Source organism: Neiella litorisoli, from assembly GCF_014773395.1.
GTDB classification, from domain to species: Bacteria; Pseudomonadota; Gammaproteobacteria; order Enterobacterales; family Neiellaceae; genus Neiella; species Neiella litorisoli.
In genome coordinates this window covers 333,067-353,388 of sequence record NZ_JACXAF010000003.1, presented here as the reverse complement: position 1 = coordinate 353,388, position 20,322 = coordinate 333,067, and the positions used below count along the sequence as shown (strand labels likewise).

Here is a 20,322-nt window from a genome sequence, read left to right as displayed (position 1 = left end):
GCAACCCCATGGAATTATCCTCTCTTACCGCACTTTCTCCTGTTGATGGCCGCTATGGCAGTAAAGCTGCTGATCTGCGCCCTTACTTCAGTGAGTTCGGCTTGATCAAATACCGGGTAACCGTCGAAGTCCGTTGGTTGCAAAAACTTGCGGCAACACCCGCTATCGCCGAAGTACCAGCACTATCTGACGACGCCAATGCGGTATTAGATGCGCTAGTAGCTAATTTCTCCGAAGCCAACGCCCAGCGAATTAAAGACATTGAGCGCACCACCAACCATGATGTCAAAGCGGTTGAGTACTTCATTAAAGAGCAAATTGCGGATAATGCAGAGCTTAACGCGGTAAGTGAGTTTGTTCACTTTGCTTGTACCTCAGAAGACATCAATAACTTGTCTCACGGCTTGATGCTGAGCGAAGCACGCAACGATGTGTTAGTGCCATTCATGACACAACTGACTGATGCCATTAAAGCGTTAGCGATTGAGTACAAGAGCATTCCATTGATGTCGCGTACCCACGGTCAGCCTGCTTCACCAAGCACCATGGGTAAAGAAATGGCCAACGTTTACATTCGCTTGCAACGTCAGTTAGAGCAAGTAAAAGGCGTTGAAATCTTGGGTAAAATCAATGGTGCAGTGGGTAACTACAATGCTCACTTGTCTGCCTACCCAGATGTTGACTGGCACAAGTTCTCCGAAGAGTTTGTTACCAGCTTAGGTCTGACTTGGAACCCATACACCACCCAAATCGAGCCTCACGATTATATTGCTGAGCTGTTTGATGCCTATGCTCGTTTCAACACAGTATTGCTCGACTTTGACCGTGATGTTTGGGGTTACATCGCACTGGGTCACTTTAAGCAAAAAACTGTTGCCGGCGAAATTGGTAGCTCCACCATGCCACACAAAGTCAACCCAATTGATTTCGAAAACTCAGAAGGCAATATTGGTATCGCCAATGCACTGTTTGGCCACTTGGCGGCGAAACTGCCAGTTAGCCGTTGGCAGCGCGATCTGACCGACTCAACTGTGTTGCGTAATATTGGCGTTGGTTGTGCGCATTCTTTGATTGCGATTCAGGCAACTTTGAAAGGCATCAGCAAACTGCAAGTCAATGAAGCCTCTTTGCTGGCCGAATTGGACCAAAACTGGGAAGTATTGGCCGAGCCAGTACAAACAGTTATGCGTCGCTATGCGATTGAAAAGCCATACGAAAAACTGAAAGAGCTGACTCGCGGCAAGCGCGTTGATGGCCCAGGTATGGCGGCATTTATCGATACACTGGAATTGCCAGAAGCAGTGAAAGAAGAAATGAAGCAATGGACACCGGCGAGCTACATCGGCCGCGCCATCGCATTCGTTGATGAGTTAGCCTAATTCATCACGATTACCGGTATCACAAAGGGAGCGATTGTTGCTCCCTTTTTCGTTTCTGCTCGTTAAGGTCTGCTTGTTGTAGTGAATGATTGCCAGCATCTAAAAAAACTTACCATTTAGATTGTTGAATTTTTAACCAGTTGAGCTAGGCTTTTTTGTTACCATTTCTGACCCAAGCGAAACCTATGGTAAGTAAATTCCAAGTACGTCAGGTTAACTGGCACGATGCCCGACCACTATTACAACAGGTCCGCTATCGCGTGTTTGTTTGTGAACTAAGAGTTGACCCCCGTAGCGAATTTGACGGCAACGATGAACACGCGTGGCATATCCTCGCTTGCGATCGGGCCGGCACACCAGTTGGTACCGGGCGACTCTGCCGCAATGGTGAAATAGGCCGAATTGCCGTGGTGATGGAGCACCGAAATCAAGGGCTGGGTCAGGCCATCACCAAAAGCTTGTTTCGGGTAGCCAGGCACCAGCAATTATCCGATGTGTTCATGAAACCCGAGTTAGGTGATATCGACAAATTTTCGCAGTGCGCGGCCAACCCCGTTGGGCCAGTGTTTATGGAAGAAGGCATCCCCCACCAACAGCTGATCTGCTCAGCCGACGATGTCAAACTTCCCGATCTGTCCTATTTGCATTAATTCAACTCAGCCAACGTATTTCAATTCGCCCATGATGAAATTTGATAAACGGCTTTGCCGTTTATCTGGGCGTTGATACCATCTCAGTGCCCTAGCCTATGGCCATTTCAGGAATTTTCGGCGCGATGTTGTTTTCGATGATTAAAGCTGCATTTTTGCAGAACTTAAAACCCGCTATTGCACTGCAATCATTCGCTGTTGCAATCGTGCTGTGCTACTACTTGGTGCCGGCAACTTTGCCTGCATTCATGTTTTTTGCCGATTTAAAAGCCCAATATGGTATTCACTATGCCATGGTCTCAACCGCTATCTTTGGCGGTCTATTGCCGTTCACCTACCTATTTTTCTCAGGCAAAATTGAGCGACAACCAATCGCCCAACTACTGTTCTACTTGGTGATATGGGCTTGGCTCGGCGCCTGCGTTGATACCTTGTACCGCTTTCAGGGAGAACTATTTGGCCACGGTACTGACATTGGCACGCTGGCGAAGAAAGTTGCCGTCGATCAGTTTATCTACAGTGCTTTTTATGCAGCGCCATTTGTTGCATTGATGTTCTTATGGAAAGAACAGGGCTTTAGCTACAAGCGTTGGCGCGGCGCCCTCAACAAGCAGATCTTTACGCTCAACATTCCTGCCAATATCGCCTCTAACTGGCTTGTTTGGATCCCCGCGGTGACGGCTATTTATTCGATGCCACCGGCGCTTCAGATCCCGCTATTCAACGTTGTCTTGTGTTTTTATGTATTACTGTTAGCCGTTCTCAATAAAGAAAAAAGCGCATAGAAATACTCGCAAATCTGCCCTTTTGTCATAAGCTTGCAGTCGAATAGCAATAAAAAATAAAGGAGTAACAATGGGACTGTTAAGTGGCCTGATGGGCAATGCCTCAGAAATCGACAGCGAAGAGCTGCAAGCCGAGTTCGACAACATTCTGTTTGACGGCGAGAGCATCACCCAAGCCTACAAACTGATCCGAGATATGTTCGTGTTCACCGAATACCGTTTAATTCTGGTCGATCGGCAAGGCGTCACCGGCAAGAAAGTCGAATATCATTCGATTCCGTTTAAGTCGATTAGTCAATTTGCCGTTGAAACGGCGGGCACCTTTGATATGGATGCAGAGTTAAAAATCTGGATCTCGAGCAAAAAAGAACCGCTGGTCAAGCAATTCAAAAGTGGCGCCAATATTGTTGCCATTCAAAAAGCCATTGCCCAAGGTATTGCTGGCAAGTAATGACTGCTCATGGCCGCCACCGTTAATCGTGGCGGCATGTTTCAATATGAGCGTTAAATTGACTCAGAAAATCGGGGTGCTGGGCGAGAAATCGTTTGTCGAAATAAACCCCTAAAGGCTTATTCAACAGCGGATACGACTTCACTTCAGCAAGTTGATTGCGACGCACTAGCAGTTCTGTCATCACCCGCTCGTTTGCCAAAATGGCATCGACACGCTTTGCCAGCAAAGTACGTAGTAGCTTCTCTGTACCTGGCGGCCTGGCGACAACGTGAAAGTCATTTCCTTCAAGCCAAGCCAACATGTTAGAGCCATTAAATCCGCCAACTCGAGCCTGGCTTTTAAAGTCGGCGTCGCTTGGGTCAAACACGGAATCTTTCAACAAAAACCACTGCCAGTTTTGCTCAGCAATGGTATCGGACATCACAGCAAACTGGTCTCGCTCAGCTTTTTGTGAAGCAGCAAAGAATCCATCAACCTCGCCAGATTGGGCCATTTGCTGAGCGCGGGTCCACGGCAGCACTTTAATCTCCAAGCGCCAGTTCATTTGAGCCACGACACATTGGACGGTTTTCACCGCAATGCCGCTGAATTGAGGATTATTCGCTTTAGATACGCCGACGGGGTAACAGCCGTAAGGACACAAATTGTGAGTCGCCAGCGTTAAAGTCGGCTGGTCAATGGCAGCAGCATTGGATAACCAAAGGCTAGTGCCGATAACAACGAACCGGACAAACTTGAAAAGTGGCAATTGGGCTCCCTAACACCGGACGATTGAATGTTCTGCAACAAGCGATATTTTCGCCTACGCAGATTGAGCAATTTGGGCTGGTATTTTAGCGGTATTGGTAGTGCTCAACAATCAACCTAAACTGGTCAGATCTCGCTGTACTCAGATCACCGATTGCAATGGCTCGTAGCAACTTGGCTCACGGGGGCAAGAAGCGCCGCGAGAGCAAATCAATCGCGCATCATTGTAGATACCGCGTTCAATCCAATTAATATTCAAAATTCGAGCAACACTCATCAAATCGTCCTGAATTTTAATCGGCATCTTGGCTGAGCCACCACCAGCAACGCAGATACGTCGCAAATCATCAGCCAGCGTCAAGCTGTCCCCTCCCTGAGCGTCAATTGCCGGATTCAAGTCGATTCCGGCGCAAAGCACATGACTATTACCCGCCAAGTCTTTCACTTTGACCGATTCACAACAATAGATGCGAGGTTCATTGCCAACATTTAAAATCGAGATTTGTGCCGAAGTGCCTTTAGCTGGTTGATTGATCATCCGAAACACTGCCCAGTGCTGACAGGGATCTTCCACTGCTCGCATATTGCCCCAAGGCAGCGGAATACCATTGCCCCGATACACTGCTTTGAGTTTGCCCGGTGCATAGGCATCAAAATAGTGCCAGTGGGCATAGGGCGACACTGCCGTCATTCTGCGCATGGCAACCGAGGCCGACACATCAACCATTTTGTTTACCGCAATTTCGTAACCATGGCGATCGAGCAACTGGCGAAACGGCACTTTTGGGCAAAGCAGTGCGCCGGCGAAAAAACTCGATTCAAAGTCACGCCAAGCATGAAGAATATCTTGTTGATCCATGGTCGATGACTGCACCGCGGTATTGCCGTGTTCATCAATTAAATCAGAGTCATGGCCACCAACTCGCATGATGCTTTTTAGGCCGTCTTTGTTGTGCAACACGCAGTGGCCGATGTGGACCGCTAAATCGTATTTCAACCGAGTTGGAAATTGTTTGAGAATTTCGTTCAGGTGAAGGGTATGAGGCGGTTCAAAAAATGAGGTCGTCACGCCTTTGCTGGTCGCTCCAAGGGGAGTGTGAATATCACTCGGAGCACGCTGAAACCACTTTAACTTGACGCCAAATCGAGCAATGATTTCCATCAGATCGTCAATGCTCAGGGGCATTCGTTTTTGCCCTACTTCCTCAGCTGCTCGCTCTAAATCGGGAAAATGATTCTGGTGATGCTCTTGGTGAGCGCGGATCAACAGGTGAGCAAATTGACGCCCAGTGGTGCCCGTTTGGGACAACATTTCTGGAATGGCAATCTGCAAAATATCATTCGAAAACAAAAAGCTTGGCTCTAAGGCCATGCCATCAATACCGCCGCGCGAGCCTTTGTTTGGGGTGATCGCCTGCTCCTCGGGAACATCATCAAGAAACCAATCCGGCTGCTTTTGAAACACCGAGGCAATCACTTCTAACATGGCGACACTCGGCACCCGCTTGCCCCGCTCAATCATCGACAAATAGGAGACCGACGGCGCCGATTCAGGATCGAGCCGTACACAGCGAGATGACAAGTCTTCCATGGTTAAATGGTTGCGCTTGCGCAGGTTTCTAATTTTGGTACCGAGAAAGTGACTCTTTCTCATTAAGCTTTTTGTTGGCTTCATTTTGTAAAATTCACAGTGTGAAATTTTTATTGTGAAATTCTAGTTATGTTTTCACTAGACTACAAAATAACCAAGCACGGCAACCGTCATTCAATGGCATGAATGAGAGGTGCTGCACAAAGTGAACGACCAACGCGTTCAACAAGGACGCAGCAGCCGAGGCTAGGGAATCAACAAAAATCACGCAACAACGTATTGCGTATTGGAGAGACTAAGTTTCGGAGGATCAGGCCATGACAATGCCAGCCCAACAAAACAGCCAGATAAATCAGGATTTCTATAATTTTATTAATAACGAAGTACTCCCTGCCACTGACTTAAACCCAGTGCAGTTCTGGCAAGATTTTGAGCAACTCGTGGATGATCTCAGCCCAGTGAATCAATCACTGCTGGACACTCGCGATCGCTTGCAGCAACAAATCGATCACTACCACCATCAGCACCAAGGCGAACGCTTTGATGCCGATAACTATCAACAATTTCTAACCGACATTGGTTACCTTCGTGACCAAGGCGAAGATTTCACCATTGAAACCACCAATGTTGATGATGAGATTGCCACCATCGCTGGGCCGCAGCTGGTTGTGCCAATTGCCAACGAACGATTTGCGCTAAATGCCGCCAATGCACGCTGGGGCAGCTTGTACGACGCGCTCTACGGCACCGATGTGATCCCACGCGTTAACGGTTTGAAGCCCGGCAAGCGCTACAATGAAGCACGCGGCACTGCGGTGATCAAGCAAGCCAAAGATTATTTAGATCGGGTCTTTCCGCTAGAGCATGGCTCTCACCACAATGTTAGCGCCTACGTGGTTTACTACAAACACTTGTTGGCGTGCTTCCCAGATGGCACCCAAAGTGGCCTTCACACGCCTTGTCAATTTGTTGGCTTAACGGGCCACAAAGAACAGCCAACGGCGATTCTGATGAAGAACAATGGCCTGCATGTTGAGCTGATCATCAATCGCAAAGGCCGTATCGGCGAACATGATTTAGCCGGCATTAATGACATTCTGATCGAATCGGCAGTAACGACCATCATGGACTTTGAGGACTCAGTAGCTGCGGTCGATGCCGAAGATAAGATCCACGCTTATCGCAACTGGCAGGGGCTGATCCATGGCGATCTCCATGCCTCTTTTGAGAAAGCTGGCAGCACCATGCTAAGGCAGATGCACAAAGATCGCTTCTACACTGGCAAGAGTGGCGAAGAGATCCGCTTACATGGTCGCTCTTTACTGCTGTGCCGCAATGTCGGCCTGCTGATGACCACTGATTTGATGTGCAACCAGCACGGCCAGCAAGCGCCTGAAGGGATTGTTGATGCCGTGGTCACTTGCCTGATTGCGATGCAAGATCTGCAAAAATCTGATGCCGATAGTTTCCGTAACTCGCGCACCGGTAGTATCTACATCGTCAAACCGAAAATGCACGGTCCAGATGAAGTTGCATTTACTTGTAATATGTTCGAGCGGGTTGAGCAAATGCTGGGCTTGCCAGCCAACACCGTAAAAATCGGCATCATGGATGAGGAGCGCCGCACGACAGTCAATCTCAAGGCCTGTATTCGCGAAGCCAAACAACGCTTGTGTTTCATTAATACCGGATTTTTAGACCGTACCGGTGACGAGATCCACACCAGCATGCACGCGGGGCCATTTTTGCCCAAAGCCAGCATCAAAGAACAAGTGTGGATCAAAGCCTATGAAAACTGGAATGTTGATATTGGCCTCGCTTGTGGTTTGCCGGGCAAAGCGCAAATCGGTAAGGGGATGTGGGCAATGCCTGATGAAATGGCGCAGATGATGAAAACCAAAATCGATCATCCACGCGCTGGCGCCAACACCGCTTGGGTACCTTCACCAACGGCTGCCACGCTGCATGCCCTGCACTACCATGATGTCGATGTGTTTGCCGTCCAACAGAGCTTGCAGCAGCGGCCCACTGCAAAACTCAAAGACATTCTGACCATACCTTTGATGACGGAGAGTCAGCAAAAGTTGAGTCATGACGACGTTGAGCGCGAGCTGGAGAATAATATTCAGGGCATTCTTGGCTATGTTGTTCGATGGATTGATCTTGGTGTTGGCTGTTCGAAAGTGCCAGACATCAATCACATTGGCTTGATGGAAGATCGCGCAACCTTGCGCATTTCAAGCCAGCATATTGCCAACTGGCTACACCATGGCATTTGTAACGATGCCCAAGTGCAAAAAACAATGTTGCGAATGGCACAGGTGGTTGATGAGCAAAACGCCGGCACAGCAGGCTATCAGCCCATGTCAGCCAACCCAGACAAGAGCTTGGCGTTCCAAGCTGCCCGAGCGTTGATCTTCGAAGGAGAGCATCAGCCTAGTGGCTATACCGAGCCCCTGCTCCATCACTACCGTCTGCTGGTTAAACAAGGAGCGATGGCTCACTAGAACCAACTCAGTTTAACGAGGTTACTAACAGACCCGTTAAGTAAACCCCGTTGCGTCACGGGCTCCAGCGCCATGTTGGAGCCCTTTTTTATGTGTTTTCTGAATGTGATTATCGTCTTTTGTGGCGCCTCGTTTCTATGCTTGCTCTCTATCTTTGTTTTTGCATAAACAGTACCACTTGGCCAACTTCCAAGCCGAATTTACGCAGGGTGCCGATATTGATAATGACGTCATCATCAATCTGATAAAGCCAGTCATTCACCCCCACCACCCACTCTTCGCCGTCGACCTCAATGGTCAAATCGTATTGCCAGTTCATGGCATAGGCCACCACGCTACCGGACGCTTCGCCAACAACATCACCGGCGGTGCCTGAAATCTCATCACCATCAACAGTAAGTTGCCACACTCGGGTCTGCTGCTCGCCATCATCGAATTGGAACACTTCATCAAGCACGCCAGTATTGCCCTGCCAGCTGGCATCGATGGTGGCGGTAAAACGCCGTTTTACGGTGCCGCTGCGATCACTGACAATACCCCACGCCATGAGTTTGCCGTCAAAGTAGTTTTTCACATCGAGCTTGTCAGGTTGGCCCTGATAGTCGTTCAGTGATTGCGTACAGCCGGTCATCGCAACGAGCACTATGGTGCCTAAAAACAGCCGCAATCTGCTGACCGTTTGCATCATTATCCGTCGAATCATTAACGGTACTCCTTATCGGCCCCGAGCAGGGCTAAACGAAACTCTTGATGCTCAGCACGGTCGAGCAGCCAAATACTCAAAAAATCGCGGCTAAATTCGGCAGATTCAATGACACCTAGATTGGACAACTGTTGAGCGCGGCGAAACCAGAACTCTGCAGAGCCGTCCGCCAAAACCCGCACAATCAATTCATCGCCTTCGACAACATCAGGCCACAACTGCGCAAGCGCACTCAACCATTGTTTTTGCTGTTGAGGATCGCCAATATCGAGTTGTTGCCACTGCGCCATGGTTTGCTCTACGAGATCGTCTTTGTCGATGTCCATCTGGTAATTGAGCAGTAACACCGTACCGGGCAGGCTGTTGAAGTCGAATTGGCCTGTAGGGTGAAATAACTTGGCTTTATAAACCGTCCACCACAACCAGTCGAACTCAGCCTGACCAAGCATAAACTGCTCGCTCATTACCGTATTCAGATCTTGTGTTATCTCTGCAGGTTGAGCCGCATTGGACATCGCAGGTGTGGACATACTGGCCGCTTTAACATTCGGTGACATCAGCGCGAACAACACAAACCACAAAGATAATAATGGCGCAGCAAAACTTGATAAGACTCTTAACGACGGCCGGTTGGTAATCGCAAACGCTGCCATATCAGGTGGGTTGGTATCAATTGAGCGAAACATAACAAGCTCCTTGGTTGTTACTTGTTTTAAGTAAATCAACAGCCCGAGGATCAGTTTATAAAGTGAAGTGAGATCGCTTTATTGACGAGTAAATTGAAATGATTTGGGAACCAGCCAGATAGCGCTGAGATAAAACAAAATGGCCCACTCGACAGCAATAATGAAGGAAGTGCTTGGATCTAAATATCCGCCTGCCAATTTGGCACCAGCAAAATAGCTAAACCAGCCGCCAACGGCAGCCAATACGGCACCGAGCCATGGCCGCACCAATAACCAGCGGATGCTGTGATTGAGCAAGGTTGCAAACAATGGCCAAAACGCAATGAGCCAAAGTGGCGGCACTGGCCCTGCTCGTTCGGGTAGCACCAGCACACCGCTGTATAAGTGAAAGCCCTCGGCAATCAGCCCTATGGCGGCAAAAACACCCATTAGATATCGATCGGAATTGGCTGTTGGCGACAACGACCAGTGGCCGATCAACCAAGCAATCACCCAAGGAACCGCGCCATTGCCGATGGTGACCAAACTGAACCAGCACAACTGAAATGCAAAGACATTGAGCAACATCCACCAAAGTGGTGATTTTGGCAATTCAGGCAGAGCGGGTCGTTTTGACAATGGCAAATCCTTTTTAGTGCGCGCTAATAACGGTCAGGCACCAAGCTTAGCGAAGCGGTTTGTCCAGTACCATTTGTACCGTACTAATCGAGCGCTCTTGGAAGCCGCCTTCACAATAGCATAGGTAAAAGCGCCACATACGAATAAAACGGTCATCAAACCCGAGTGCTTTGACCTGCTCCAGCTGGCCATCAAAATTGTGCCGCCAATCTTGTAGGGTGCGAGCGTAATCAAGGCCAATATCTCGTACTTGGCGGATTGCTAGATCGCTATACTGCGCCACCTTATCGGCCAAAACAGCAAGCGAAGGTAAGTAACCGCCTGGAAAAATATAGCGTTGTATAAAATCAACGTTGCGGCGGTAATACTGCTCTCGTTGGTCTGCAATGGTGATCACCTGCAACAGCATTTTGCCATTGTCTTTAACTAGGCTGGAGCAGCGTTCAAAAAAGGTCGACAAATGTTCGTAGCCAACGGCTTCAATCATTTCAATCGAAATCAGTTTTGAGTACTGGCCCTGAAGCTTCCGGTAATCCTCTTTGAGCACGGTCACCCGGTGCTCTAGCCCCGCCTCTTTGACCCGTTTGCAAGCGAATTGATACTGGGCATCACTAATGGTGGTCGTGGTCACCTGGCAGCCGTAGTTCTTGGCGGCAAAACAGGCAAGGCCGCCCCAGCCAGTACCAATTTCAAGCAAGTGGTCCTGCTCGGTAAGCGCTAAATCGTCGCACACCAGTTTCAGTTTGTGCTCAGACGCTTGTAGCAAGGATGCTTCGGCATCGGGATAAACGCCGCTTGAGTACATCATGGTTTCGTCAAGAAACAGCTGGTAAAACGCATTACTCAAGTCATAGTGATGAGCGATGTTGCGCTTCGAGCCGCTAACGGTGTTGCCGTTGAATTTGTGAACCAACTTCATCGCCAAACGCTTCAGTGGGCTAGCCTGAGATTCAATGGCATCCAGCGTTGCCATGTTGGCCGCCATCAACCGAATCACTTGGGTCAGATCTGGGCTATCCCACCAACCATTCATGTAGGCCTCTGCCGCGCCGATACTACCGCCGCTAACCACTGCTTTGTAGAATTGACTGTCGGTGACGATAATTTCCGCAGCCAAATCTGAATGACTGTCGCCGTACGTTTGCTGCCAGCCATTTTGATCTCGCAGTGTTAGCTGACCCACTTTGAGTTGTTGCAACAGCCCAACAAGCATTCGCGTCAGTAACTTGGGTGCAACAGCGCTGATGTTGGGTTGCGTACCTGCAATATTATCCTGCTCGGCAACAGAGGTTTCACTCGTCATGCCTTAACTCCTGTGATCCATGTTATGTGGAATGTAGGGCACCCCTTTGAGCCAGATTTTCAGCGCTTGCCAATAAATTTTAGCGACAACGCTGACTGTCATGATCGGGGTTTTTATTAACTCTCGGAACAAGTTACGAGAGTTCAGTGGTTGTTGGATCATTGCTAGCGTGGCATCGAAAAGTTTGCCTTCGCTGTCATGATTCTCGATATGTAAATGAAGCCGCTTGGTCGGTGGCTTGATGCGCCAATGATAGTCCATGTCTAAATCCATGAATGGCGAGACATGAAACGCTTTATTCATGGCTTCTTGGCCACAGCGAGCGCGCCGACAGTTCACCGCATAATAGTGTTTTTCAAGCCACGGCGTGTTACTCACCTCGGCCAGCAAATATTGCAGTTGGCCATCACTGTCGTAGCAGTAAAAACAATTGATCGGACTGAAATAAATACCCAAATAGCGAAGCTGACCAATCATCTCAATACGACCGTCACAACGATAACCGGTTAGCTCATGGAGGGTCTCGATGACCGCTTGTTTGACTGGTAGATCTGGCTTATTGGGGAAGTAGTCAGCGCGGCGAAACTGCGCCCAATTGAAGCGGTCGACCGAGAACCAACGCAATTCATCATTGAGCTGCGCTAGCTCATCCAAATCGATGGCAGGCATGAATAGCGAATAGCAAAAGCTATTGTTTTTCGGTCGTAACCGTCGATGCCTCACTTGGCCACGGTAGAGTCGCGATTTCATGCCGCATTCCTTGGCTGCTGATTCGATTTACTGGTAATTAAATCAACGATATCCTGAGCAGAGCGGACGCCGTCTTCGTGAAAGCCGTTGTACCAATAAGCACCGCAAAAATAGCAGCCATCGACGCCATTAATCTCATCTCTGCGCTGCTGCGCGGCAAAACTGGTACGGTTGAATACTGGGTGATCGTAAAGGTACTTGCCGATAATCTTGGCCGGATCAATTTGCTCCGTTTGGTTGAGACTGACGCAATAGGTATGCTCGCTGTCCAATCCCTGCAAGATGTTCATGTTGTATGTGAGCGTCGCCTGAGGATGGTCACTATCGTCTAGCATGTAGTTCCACGCTGCCCAAGCTGCCTGACGTTTTGGCAAACGCGAGATGTCGGTATGAAGGATCACATCGTTTTGCTGGTATGGCATATCGCCAAGAATTTCACGCTCGCGCGGTGACGCGCTATCACCTAGCAGTTTCAGTGCTTGATCGCTATGGCAAGCAAAAACAACAGCATCAAATTCACCCTCGCCATGGCTGTGGCTGACGATAAAGCCTCGACCCAGCGATGTTTCAGACGAACCTTTGCGGCGCACCGAGGTGACACCGCCGGCAAACTCAATATCATCTTGAACTTGCTGACGCCAGGCTTTGACGTATTGGTGCGAGCCGCCTTTAATCACGTACCATTGCGGCCTATCGGTGATCTCCAGCAAACCATGGTTAACAAAAAAACGGATAAAGAACAGCGCCGGAAATTCATCCATATCTTTAATCGATGAGGACCAAATCGCCGCCCCCATCGACATCAGGTAATTGACTCGGAAAAACTGGTTGAACTTGTGTTGCTCCAAGAACTCACGCAACGACAGGTTCTCGTCAATAGCGCCTTTGGCGTAGCTCGCTTTGGCCAATTTATTAAACCGATAAATGTCATATAAAAATCGATAGAACTTCGGGCTCAACCAATTTCGCTTTTGCGCAAACAAAGTCGAAAATGTATGGCCGTTGTATTCCAGATTGGCCGCAGCGTTACTCACGCTGTAGCTCATATCCGTGTTTTGGAATGGCACACCGAGGTCGGCTAAAAAGGCCTGAAATCGCGGGTAAGTGCGATTATTGAAGACGATAAACCCTGTGTCGATGGCCTGCCCTTGGTGCTCACCATCGAGCTCCTTGGTTGCCGTGTGGCCGCCGAGATAATCGTTCTTTTCAAATAACGTGATTTGATGTTCTTTGCGCAAATGATAACTGGCAAAGATCCCTGATATACCGCTACCGATAACTGCTATCTTCATGTCCTTGTTTCACCCTGTTGGTGGCCCGTTGGGGATTGGCTCCCGTTGTCCTGATTTGTTTTAACCATTTTGCCTGCGAGCCATATTCGAGCGGGCGCAGGCAACTTGTGTAACATTCGCAAAATGCCGCAGAACAAACGAGGAAAATGCACCTCTGAACTGCCGCGAGCAATGCCTTGGCGAATAGCGGCACTGGCACCGTCAACCGTTGCCAGCATCGGCATCTCAAAATCGTTTTTGCGCGTCAATGGGGTATCGATAAAACCTAAAATAACCGTCACCAGTTGTATTCCTTTTGGTTTCAAACTGGTATGCAACACGTGCCCCATGTACTGCAGTGCCGCCTTGGACGCGCCGTAAAATTCAGCCCGAACAAAGGGTAGATAAACCGATGCGCTCGATACCATGGCTACTGTCGGCTTGCTGGCCCGTTGCAATAACGGCGTCAGGCTTTGTAACACTCGCACTGGAGCGACCACGTTAACGTCCAAAGTTTGCTGCAACACCTCGGCATCGACGTCACCGTCATCAACATAGTGACAGACTCCCGCATTGAGGATGACGGTATCAATGCTCGGGTAACGTTCTTCGAGTTGCCAAACGCATGCCTGCCACGCTTTAGCATCGGCCAAATCGCAGCAAACTGCATCAGCACCAAATTGTTGCAGATCAACTAATTGCTCTTTATTGCGACCAACTGCGATGACCGCGACGCCTGCTTGCAAATAATCGCGTGCCAACTGATAGCCGATGCCAGATGTTGCGCCAGTAATCAGAACCACCGGTTTTGTTGTCATGCTGCCACCATCCGGCCTTTGACAAAGCGAATCGCCGCGCCAAGCACCGGCAAGTGTTCATATAGCATACTGCCGCCATCAAAATAGTCTTGGTGCTGAATGATTAAATTGTCCTGTAAGCTGATCCGGCTGACTCCTTCTAACGCCACCGATTTGCCGCGATTGATCCGTGGGTGCTGATAGGTCATGGTCCAGCCAATCACAACCTGCGAGTCATCTGCCATCTGCCAGTTGTAGTTAAAACTAATGGCTTCAACGTTGCTATACAGAGCAGCGAAATATTCTTTGATTTGAGGGAGACCTTGGACCCGATGGAAGGGGTCAACAAAGACCGCCTCAGGGTGATAAAACTGTTCGAGCAAATCAAGATTGCTGGCGTCTAGCTTGGCATACATATCTTTAAAATTTTCAATCCATTGCATCAATGACGACCTCTTGAAATGTGGTTGCTTGCGCCGCTTAAGTTGAGTGTATCAGCTGTTGCTGTAATAGCCCGTTCAACGTCATATATTTGCCCTCGGATCAGCTCGATGTCACTAAATTAAGATCGAGGGAGATGGCAACAAGACAAAATGATAACGCTTTCATTTTGCCAAAAATGTGTTTTAATAGCGCCCATAACGATCTTGCAGTAAGGGTTTACCAATGAAAAACAGCTATCAATTTCCTGCTGACTTCGAATGGGGAGCAGCCACCGCCGCCTATCAAATCGAAGGAGCGTACAATGAAGATGGGCGCGGCATGTCCACTTGGGATACGTTCAGTCGACTACCGGGGCGCACCCTAAATGGCGACACCGGCAATGTTGCTTGTGATCACTACCACCGTACCGCAGAAGATATTGCCCTGATGAAACAACTCGGTCTCAAGCATTATCGTTTTTCGATTGCTTGGCCTCGCATCCTGCCCAATGGCGAAGGTGAAGTGAATCAGGCTGGTATCGACTTCTACAGCAAGTTAGTTGATGACCTACTCGCCGCGGGTATTGAGCCGTTAATCACCCTATTCCATTGGGATCTGCCACAAGCGTTGCAAGACAAATATGGCGGCTGGAAATCACGAAAAGTCGCAGAGTTATTTGCTGACTATGCCGATATTGTGACCAAGGCGTTGGGCGATCGGGTGAAGCGCTGGAGCACCATCAACGAAATCATGTGCTTCACCAACATGGCCCACAAAACAGAGCAGCATGCTCCGGGTGGTAAAGAAACGGACCAAGTTGCCAACCAAACCGTGCACCACGCCATGCTCGGCCACGGCCTAGCAGTGCGGGCGATCCGTAATAACGTACCGGATGCCATCGTTGGTATTGTCGAGTGTCTATTTGCCCCATGGCCGCTGCACACCAGCGAACCTTATCTAGATGCAGCGCGCAAAGCTTTTAAAGATCGCAATGCGCAGATCTTGTTCCCCTTGTTAACCGGTGAATACGATGAAGTTGCCTATCAACGCGAATTCGGCGACTTACCGCAATACACCGCTGAGGACATGAAAATTATCAGCGAACCGCTCGATTACATTGGTTACAACTTTTATAACCACCCTCCGGTGCGGCCGAGTGACAAGCCCTGGGGCTTTGACATCTGCGACATGCCAGCTGCCTATCCTCGCACGGACATGGGTTGGCCCATTACGCCAGATGCCATGTATTGGCTATTGAAGTTCTCACAAGAGTTCTTTGGCGATCTACCCATTTACATTACTGAAAATGGCATGGCGGCAGCCGATAAAGTTGAGCGCGATGGTACAGTACAAGACATGGATCGTATCGAATTTCTTCGCACTCACCTGCGGGCTTGTCATCGCGCCATTAGCGAAGGCGTGCCGCTGAAAGGTTATTATGTGTGGTCGCTATTCGATAACTTTGAATGGGCGTTTGGTTACGATAAGCGCTTCGGTATTATTCGCGTCGAATACGACACTCAGCAGCGCATCATCAAAGAGTCGGGCCACTACTACAGTGCAGTAATGGCAGAGAATGCCGTTCTTTAACCATACTTAACCCGCTTCTTTATTGAGGCTTTGTTGGTAGAGCGCCAAACACATTTGACGGCGCTCTTTGTGGTCCACAACCGCCGGTAAATAATGCCCGCCGGCGCTAGCTTGATGGATTAATTTAGTGTCGACGCCTTGCAATTGCGGCAGATACTGCTGAATGAAGCGCCCTTGGCCATCGAACCGTTTCGACTGGGTTTCCGGATTGAAGATGCGAAAATACGGCGCAGCATCGGTCCCTGTCGAAGCAGCCCACTGCCAGCCGCCATTATTGGCGGCAAAATCGCCGTCGACCAACTTGGTCATGAAATAGCGCTCGCCCCAACGCCAATCGATCAATAAATCCTTGCACAAAAATGACGCCACGATCATTCGCAGTCGATTGTGCATCCAGCCGGTCTCATTGAGCTGGCGCATTGCGGCGTCCACCAATGGATAACCCGTTTCGCCGCGACACCACGCCTGAAATAACTGCTCATCATTGGCCCAGGGAATATCCTCATAATCGGGTTTAAAGGCTTTGTCCTTGCAGACATGTGGCCAAGCCACCATCACGTGCTGATAAAACTCGCGCCAAATGAGTTCCGTCAACCAAGTTCTAGCGCCGTCGGCGAGTTCCCATGGGGCCCCATGATCGTGGCAAAGCCGAGCCAAGCATTGCTTCGCTGATAAACTGCCAATCGCCAAGTATGGCGACAGAATTGAGGTACCATCGATCGCTGGAAAATCACGATCCGCTTGATAGCGTTCTGCTCGTTCGGCGCTAAAAGCCCTGAGCTGCGCAAGCACGGTTTTGCCATCAGCGGCGTATGCACTGCTGTCGTCAATCGGGTAAGGCCAATCATCAGCCTTAAGGGAACACAGCGGCAAGCACGACGAATCGACATCGCTCATCAAACCGCTGAGCATTTGGGGCTTCGCCAAACATTGCCAGCCACTTTCTTGCAGTTGCTTTAGCCACGCTTTGCTAAAGGGGGTAAACACCTTATAAGGCTGGCCGCTACCGTTCACTATGGCGTTGGGCTTGATAACACAACGTTCGTCATACCACTGAATCGCAATATCGTCATTCAGTGTTTGCACTAAACGTTTGTCGCGGGCCACCTCGTCTACTTCATACTCTCGGCTGACAAACAAACCATCAATCTGCCAAGTGTTGACGCACTGACTCAGCAACGCGACCTGATCATCAAAGCTGTCGGCTTGCAACACAACTAACTCAATATTGAGCTGCGCCAACTCTTGCTGAAGGTGCTGTAAGGTTCGCCGAATCAAATCCGCTTGGATCGCGCTTTTGTGATGCTCCTGCCACTGCGCAGCTGGTATCACATACACCGCCACAACCGCTTCGCTGGTTTGGCAAGCATCGAATAACGCAGGATTGTCCAGCACACGAAGGTCGCGGCGCAGCCACACACAGCTGCGCTGATAGATTTTATTGCTCACAAAGCCGCCTGTTATAACTGCTGACGAAGCGCCAGCTTGTCGGGGTGAGGTCGAATGTAAACCTGACTACTCAGGTATTCGTTGGGGAATTTGACCAGCAAGTGTTGAATCAATGTCATCGGTGCCATGAGCGGCAGCAAACCCCGTCGGTATTTGTCGATGACATCGGCCAACGCTTGGCGTTCCTCAGTACCAATAAATTTCTTAAAGTAGCCTTGTAAGTGCATCAGCGTATTGGTGTGGCCTTTCCGGTTAGCGCGCTGTTTGAGGGCATACATCAAGCCATAAATGTACTCATCAGCGACGTCCTGCAAGTCATTGCTGCTGAGATCGGAAATCAACTGGCCAAGGGTGCGATACGAGGTTTGATGACTGGCCATCACCATAAATTTGTAGCGGGAGTGGAATTTAACCAGTTTGTCCGCAGTCAAGCCGGAATGGATCATCCGTTGCCAATGTTGTAGCGCATAAACACGGGTGACAAAATTTTCCCGCAGCACCGGATCGCACAGGCGGCCGTTTTCTTCAACGGGCAACAATGGGTAGCGCTCCATCAGCGCTTTGGTGAATACACCAACCGAATCATGGCGCAAGGTGTGACCATCTGGGTGATAGACCTTAATGCGCTCCATGCCGCAACTTGGCGATTTGGCGCAGACGATAAAGCCGCTCAAGCCATCTAGGGTCTGGCTTTGTTGCTGGCTGTACGAAGCGAGTTGTTCGGTGACGTTAATGCTCGCATCAGTTGAACCGCGAACTTCGATCGCACCGTCGACTTCAACTTGTCTGATGGTTGGGCGAGGTACGCCCATGCCAATCGCCACTTCTGGGCAGACTGGCACGTATGACACGAACTCTCGCAGATCGCGATCGGCAAAGCCCAATCGTTTGTGGCCACCGTCAAATCGCACGCCTTGACCAACAACGCAGGCACTCACGCCGATTTGAATGGAATCAGGTTTGAATTGAGTTTGAACTAGTTTCATCCTTGGCTCGCAGACTGTGATTACTACTGCACAGTCTACGGCAAGTTGCGCGAGTTAGTTCAGCTCTCGAGCGCAAAATTCACCATCAATGTGGTGAACAAAAATCAAAATTGGATAGAGCCAGATGCTTTTTCCTGACATTGCAACCAAACGGGTTTGTCGCCATTTTTCACCCAAGCTCGGTGAAACAGGCTACCCATTTGCGCTGTTTTATTGCTAATCAAAGCAAATGGCATCACGATAACCGCCAGACATAGCAAAATGACACGGCGCATGAAAACAACAATTGGTGAGTAAAACTTGAACATGGCAACGCCTCCTGTTTGAAACAACAACAGGTTAGACCAGATAAAATGTGATTTCAATCACAAATGTATTTTTATTACTCATTTATTGACCGAGAACATTTTTTTAACAAGATCGCCATCACGGTAACGCCAGAAAATGAAAGATTATTACGAAATTATTGAAGATCTACAGGCATTACTTACTCAGACCTCTGCCCTCGATCAAACGCTACCGTATCGGCAACCAGCAGGCTGGCTTGAACATTTTCGGCAACGTTTATTGGACCACCAACCCGATTTACTGATCATTGCCAAGCAAGTCCAACTGCCCCACTCGCCAAGACTTGGTTTGTACGTTGAACAGCTCTGGCTAGCACTTATTAATAGCCATCCTGACTATCAGTTACTCAGTCATAACTTACAGATCACCGCGGATAAACAAACCATCGGTGCATTTGATTTCCTGCTGCGCCATTGCCCCGCTGCAAGCCAGTGTCAGCAAGGCCGTATCGAGCACTGGGAGCTCGCCTGCAAATACTATTTAGCGGTGTCGCCCGATGACGAGCAGCAATTGCCGCCGGTCTGGCTTGGCCCTAACCTTAATGATGATTGGATTAGCAAGCGAAACAAGCTGTTGGCCAAGCAAATCCGCTTAGGAGAGCAGCCAGCAGCACAAGCAGTGTTGTCGACGCTTGGCATCGATCACATTGATCAGAAAATGATTTTAGCCAGTGGTCGGGTATTTAAAGCGGCTGAGCAGTTGCAGCTGCCGCGTGATGGTCATTGGTACACCCAGCACCAATGGCAATTGCTAGACCATACCAACACGACTTACGAGCAGGCTAAGCTCGATTGGATCCAGCCTAAATTAGCTGGGCAATGGATTGATTGCAGTACCGATCGGCTAACCAAGCCGGTATTCGTCACCACCGTGCTAGCCTGCGGCCAGCTTGTTTGCTGCTTTATCGTACCTGATGACTGGCCTGCAAAAGCGCAAAAAAAAGCGGCCGCAATATCTGCAGCCGCTTTGTAATGTTATCGATGCCTATCAGTCGATTGGTTTGGCGTTCTCAACCCGAGCTTTGAGCTTCTGTCCCGGACGGAAAGTCACCACCCGACGGGAAGAGATAGGAATATCTTCGCCTGTCTTTGGGTTACGCCCCGGACGTTCATTTTTCACTCTCAGATCAAAGTTACCAAAGCCAGACAATTTGACTTGTTCACCATCTTCCAGACACTGGCGGATCTCTTCAAAGAAGGTTTCCACCATTTCTTTAGCCAATTTTTTATTGATGCCATGCTTCATAAAAAGCATTTCAGCCATGTCTGCTTTAGTGAGCGCCATA

The 20,322-nt window shown here is 49.3% G+C and carries 21 protein-coding genes; 7 read left to right on the top strand and 14 right to left on the bottom strand.

The window, feature by feature from the left end:
• Positions 1 to 8 precede the first annotated feature (8 nt).
• From purB to IC617_RS03725, 4 genes are all read left to right on the top strand, one after another.
• On the top strand, positions 9 to 1,379 hold the full coding sequence (purB, locus tag IC617_RS03740) for an adenylosuccinate lyase (RefSeq protein WP_191143632.1): 1,371 nt from the start codon (positions 9 to 11) through the stop codon (positions 1,377 to 1,379).
• A 185-nt stretch (positions 1,380 to 1,564) separates the two neighbouring features.
• A complete protein-coding gene (locus IC617_RS03735; protein ID WP_191143631.1) occupies positions 1,565 to 2,029 on the top strand; it encodes a GNAT family N-acetyltransferase in 465 nt (154 codons plus the stop codon).
• A 98-nt stretch (positions 2,030 to 2,127) separates the two neighbouring features.
• Positions 2,128 to 2,814 (top strand): hypothetical protein, encoded by a 687-nt coding sequence (locus IC617_RS03730; protein ID WP_224745748.1) that lies wholly within the window; start codon positions 2,128 to 2,130, stop codon positions 2,812 to 2,814.
• A 70-nt stretch (positions 2,815 to 2,884) separates the two neighbouring features.
• Entirely contained in the window at positions 2,885 to 3,265 is a 381-nt protein-coding gene (locus tag IC617_RS03725) for a PH domain-containing protein (protein WP_191143630.1), read from the top strand.
• Positions 3,266 to 3,287: 22 nt separating this feature from the next.
• Here IC617_RS03725 and IC617_RS03720 read toward each other — a convergent pair whose 3' ends face one another.
• A complete protein-coding gene (locus tag IC617_RS03720) occupies positions 3,288 to 4,016 on the bottom strand; it encodes a substrate-binding periplasmic protein (protein ID WP_191143629.1) in 729 nt (242 codons plus the stop codon).
• 141 nt (positions 4,017 to 4,157) lie between these two features.
• The gene (locus tag IC617_RS03715) at positions 4,158 to 5,690 is read right to left on the bottom strand and encodes a DUF3612 domain-containing protein (RefSeq protein ID WP_191143628.1); all 1,533 of its coding nucleotides are present in this window, start codon (positions 5,688 to 5,690) and stop codon (positions 4,158 to 4,160) included.
• Positions 5,691 to 5,923: 233 nt separating this feature from the next.
• On the opposite strand from IC617_RS03715, the gene IC617_RS03710 reads away from it, so the two are divergent.
• Complete coding sequence (locus IC617_RS03710) at positions 5,924 to 8,113, top strand: malate synthase G (protein WP_191143627.1); 2,190 nt, start codon at positions 5,924 to 5,926, stop codon at positions 8,111 to 8,113.
• Between the two features lie 148 nt (positions 8,114 to 8,261).
• On the opposite strand, the gene IC617_RS03705 is transcribed toward IC617_RS03710, so the two are convergent.
• From IC617_RS03705 to IC617_RS03670, 8 genes are all read right to left on the bottom strand, one after another.
• On the bottom strand, positions 8,262 to 8,816 hold the full coding sequence (locus tag IC617_RS03705) for a DUF3833 domain-containing protein (protein ID WP_191143626.1): 555 nt from the start codon (positions 8,814 to 8,816) through the stop codon (positions 8,262 to 8,264).
• Positions 8,816 to 9,502 (bottom strand): chalcone isomerase family protein, encoded by a 687-nt coding sequence (locus tag IC617_RS03700; protein ID WP_191143625.1) that lies wholly within the window; start codon positions 9,500 to 9,502, stop codon positions 8,816 to 8,818. Before IC617_RS03700 ends, IC617_RS03705 begins: the two co-directional genes overlap by 1 nt.
• A gap of 78 nt (positions 9,503 to 9,580) precedes the next feature.
• Positions 9,581 to 10,120 carry a DUF2878 domain-containing protein gene (locus IC617_RS03695; protein ID WP_191143624.1) on the bottom strand — a complete coding sequence of 180 codons (540 nt, stop codon included), beginning with the start codon at positions 10,118 to 10,120 and terminating at the stop codon, positions 9,581 to 9,583.
• A gap of 46 nt (positions 10,121 to 10,166) precedes the next feature.
• On the bottom strand, positions 10,167 to 11,423 hold the full coding sequence (locus tag IC617_RS03690) for an SAM-dependent methyltransferase (RefSeq protein ID WP_191143623.1): 1,257 nt from the start codon (positions 11,421 to 11,423) through the stop codon (positions 10,167 to 10,169).
• Positions 11,424 to 11,426: 3 nt separating this feature from the next.
• Positions 11,427 to 12,173, bottom strand: a complete 747-nt coding sequence (locus IC617_RS03685) for a DUF1365 domain-containing protein (protein WP_191143622.1) — start codon at positions 12,171 to 12,173, stop codon at positions 11,427 to 11,429.
• Positions 12,170 to 13,465 (bottom strand): NAD(P)/FAD-dependent oxidoreductase, encoded by a 1,296-nt coding sequence (locus tag IC617_RS03680; protein WP_191143621.1) that lies wholly within the window; start codon positions 13,463 to 13,465, stop codon positions 12,170 to 12,172. The genes IC617_RS03685 and IC617_RS03680 overlap by 4 nt, the downstream gene beginning before the upstream one ends.
• The gene (locus IC617_RS03675; protein WP_191143620.1) at positions 13,462 to 14,262 is read right to left on the bottom strand and encodes an SDR family NAD(P)-dependent oxidoreductase; all 801 of its coding nucleotides are present in this window, start codon (positions 14,260 to 14,262) and stop codon (positions 13,462 to 13,464) included. The genes IC617_RS03680 and IC617_RS03675 overlap by 4 nt, the downstream gene beginning before the upstream one ends.
• Complete coding sequence (locus IC617_RS03670) at positions 14,259 to 14,684, bottom strand: nuclear transport factor 2 family protein (RefSeq protein ID WP_191143619.1); 426 nt, start codon at positions 14,682 to 14,684, stop codon at positions 14,259 to 14,261. Before IC617_RS03670 ends, IC617_RS03675 begins: the two co-directional genes overlap by 4 nt.
• A 223-nt stretch (positions 14,685 to 14,907) precedes the next feature.
• Between IC617_RS03670 and IC617_RS03665 the strand changes: the two genes are divergently transcribed.
• The gene (locus IC617_RS03665) at positions 14,908 to 16,254 is read left to right on the top strand and encodes a GH1 family beta-glucosidase (protein WP_191143618.1); all 1,347 of its coding nucleotides are present in this window, start codon (positions 14,908 to 14,910) and stop codon (positions 16,252 to 16,254) included.
• A gap of 6 nt (positions 16,255 to 16,260) precedes the next feature.
• Here IC617_RS03665 and phrB read toward each other — a convergent pair whose 3' ends face one another.
• The 3 genes from phrB to IC617_RS03650 all read right to left on the bottom strand — a co-directional run bounded on the left by phrB (position 16,261) and on the right by IC617_RS03650 (position 18,997).
• A complete protein-coding gene (gene phrB / locus IC617_RS03660) occupies positions 16,261 to 17,703 on the bottom strand; it encodes a deoxyribodipyrimidine photo-lyase (protein WP_369410354.1) in 1,443 nt (480 codons plus the stop codon).
• 11 nt (positions 17,704 to 17,714) lie between these two features.
• Complete coding sequence (locus IC617_RS03655; RefSeq protein ID WP_191143617.1) at positions 17,715 to 18,689, bottom strand: YbgA family protein; 975 nt, start codon at positions 18,687 to 18,689, stop codon at positions 17,715 to 17,717.
• A 104-nt stretch (positions 18,690 to 18,793) separates the two neighbouring features.
• A complete protein-coding gene (locus IC617_RS03650) occupies positions 18,794 to 18,997 on the bottom strand; it encodes a DUF2517 family protein (RefSeq protein ID WP_191143616.1) in 204 nt (67 codons plus the stop codon).
• A gap of 136 nt (positions 18,998 to 19,133) precedes the next feature.
• On the opposite strand from IC617_RS03650, the gene IC617_RS03645 reads away from it, so the two are divergent.
• On the top strand, positions 19,134 to 20,009 hold the full coding sequence (locus IC617_RS03645) for a DUF1853 family protein (RefSeq protein ID WP_191143615.1): 876 nt from the start codon (positions 19,134 to 19,136) through the stop codon (positions 20,007 to 20,009).
• A gap of 15 nt (positions 20,010 to 20,024) precedes the next feature.
• On the opposite strand, the gene IC617_RS03640 is transcribed toward IC617_RS03645, so the two are convergent.
• A complete protein-coding gene (locus IC617_RS03640; protein ID WP_087506540.1) occupies positions 20,025 to 20,321 on the bottom strand; it encodes an integration host factor subunit alpha in 297 nt (98 codons plus the stop codon).
• Position 20,322 lies beyond the last annotated feature (1 nt).

What these genes read in the sequence shown, in the direction of transcription:
- purB (WP_191143632.1), top strand. Translation starts at nt 9, where the DNA reads ATGGAATTATCCTCTCTTACCGCACTTTCTCCTGTTGATGGCCGCTAT.
- IC617_RS03735 (WP_191143631.1), top strand. Translation starts at nt 1,565, where the DNA reads ATGGTAAGTAAATTCCAAGTACGTCAGGTTAACTGGCACGATGCCCGA.
- IC617_RS03730 (WP_224745748.1), top strand. Translation starts at nt 2,128, where the DNA reads ATGGCCATTTCAGGAATTTTCGGCGCGATGTTGTTTTCGATGATTAAA.
- IC617_RS03725 (WP_191143630.1), top strand. Translation starts at nt 2,885, where the DNA reads ATGGGACTGTTAAGTGGCCTGATGGGCAATGCCTCAGAAATCGACAGC.
- IC617_RS03715 (WP_191143628.1), bottom strand. Translation starts at nt 5,690, where the DNA reads ATGAAGCCAACAAAAAGCTTAATGAGAAAGAGTCACTTTCTCGGTACC.
- IC617_RS03710 (WP_191143627.1), top strand. Translation starts at nt 5,924, where the DNA reads ATGACAATGCCAGCCCAACAAAACAGCCAGATAAATCAGGATTTCTAT.
- IC617_RS03705 (WP_191143626.1), bottom strand. Translation starts at nt 8,816, where the DNA reads ATGATTCGACGGATAATGATGCAAACGGTCAGCAGATTGCGGCTGTTT.
- IC617_RS03700 (WP_191143625.1), bottom strand. Translation starts at nt 9,502, where the DNA reads ATGTTTCGCTCAATTGATACCAACCCACCTGATATGGCAGCGTTTGCG.
- IC617_RS03690 (WP_191143623.1), bottom strand. Translation starts at nt 11,423, where the DNA reads ATGACGAGTGAAACCTCTGTTGCCGAGCAGGATAATATTGCAGGTACG.
- IC617_RS03685 (WP_191143622.1), bottom strand. Translation starts at nt 12,173, where the DNA reads ATGAAATCGCGACTCTACCGTGGCCAAGTGAGGCATCGACGGTTACGA.
- IC617_RS03680 (WP_191143621.1), bottom strand. Translation starts at nt 13,465, where the DNA reads ATGAAGATAGCAGTTATCGGTAGCGGTATATCAGGGATCTTTGCCAGT.
- IC617_RS03675 (WP_191143620.1), bottom strand. Translation starts at nt 14,262, where the DNA reads ATGACAACAAAACCGGTGGTTCTGATTACTGGCGCAACATCTGGCATC.
- IC617_RS03670 (WP_191143619.1), bottom strand. Translation starts at nt 14,684, where the DNA reads ATGCAATGGATTGAAAATTTTAAAGATATGTATGCCAAGCTAGACGCC.
- IC617_RS03665 (WP_191143618.1), top strand. Translation starts at nt 14,908, where the DNA reads ATGAAAAACAGCTATCAATTTCCTGCTGACTTCGAATGGGGAGCAGCC.
- IC617_RS03655 (WP_191143617.1), bottom strand. Translation starts at nt 18,689, where the DNA reads ATGAAACTAGTTCAAACTCAATTCAAACCTGATTCCATTCAAATCGGC.
- IC617_RS03650 (WP_191143616.1), bottom strand. Translation starts at nt 18,997, where the DNA reads ATGTTCAAGTTTTACTCACCAATTGTTGTTTTCATGCGCCGTGTCATT.
- IC617_RS03645 (WP_191143615.1), top strand. Translation starts at nt 19,134, where the DNA reads ATGAAAGATTATTACGAAATTATTGAAGATCTACAGGCATTACTTACT.
- IC617_RS03640 (WP_087506540.1), bottom strand. Translation starts at nt 20,321, where the DNA reads ATGGCGCTCACTAAAGCAGACATGGCTGAAATGCTTTTTATGAAGCAT.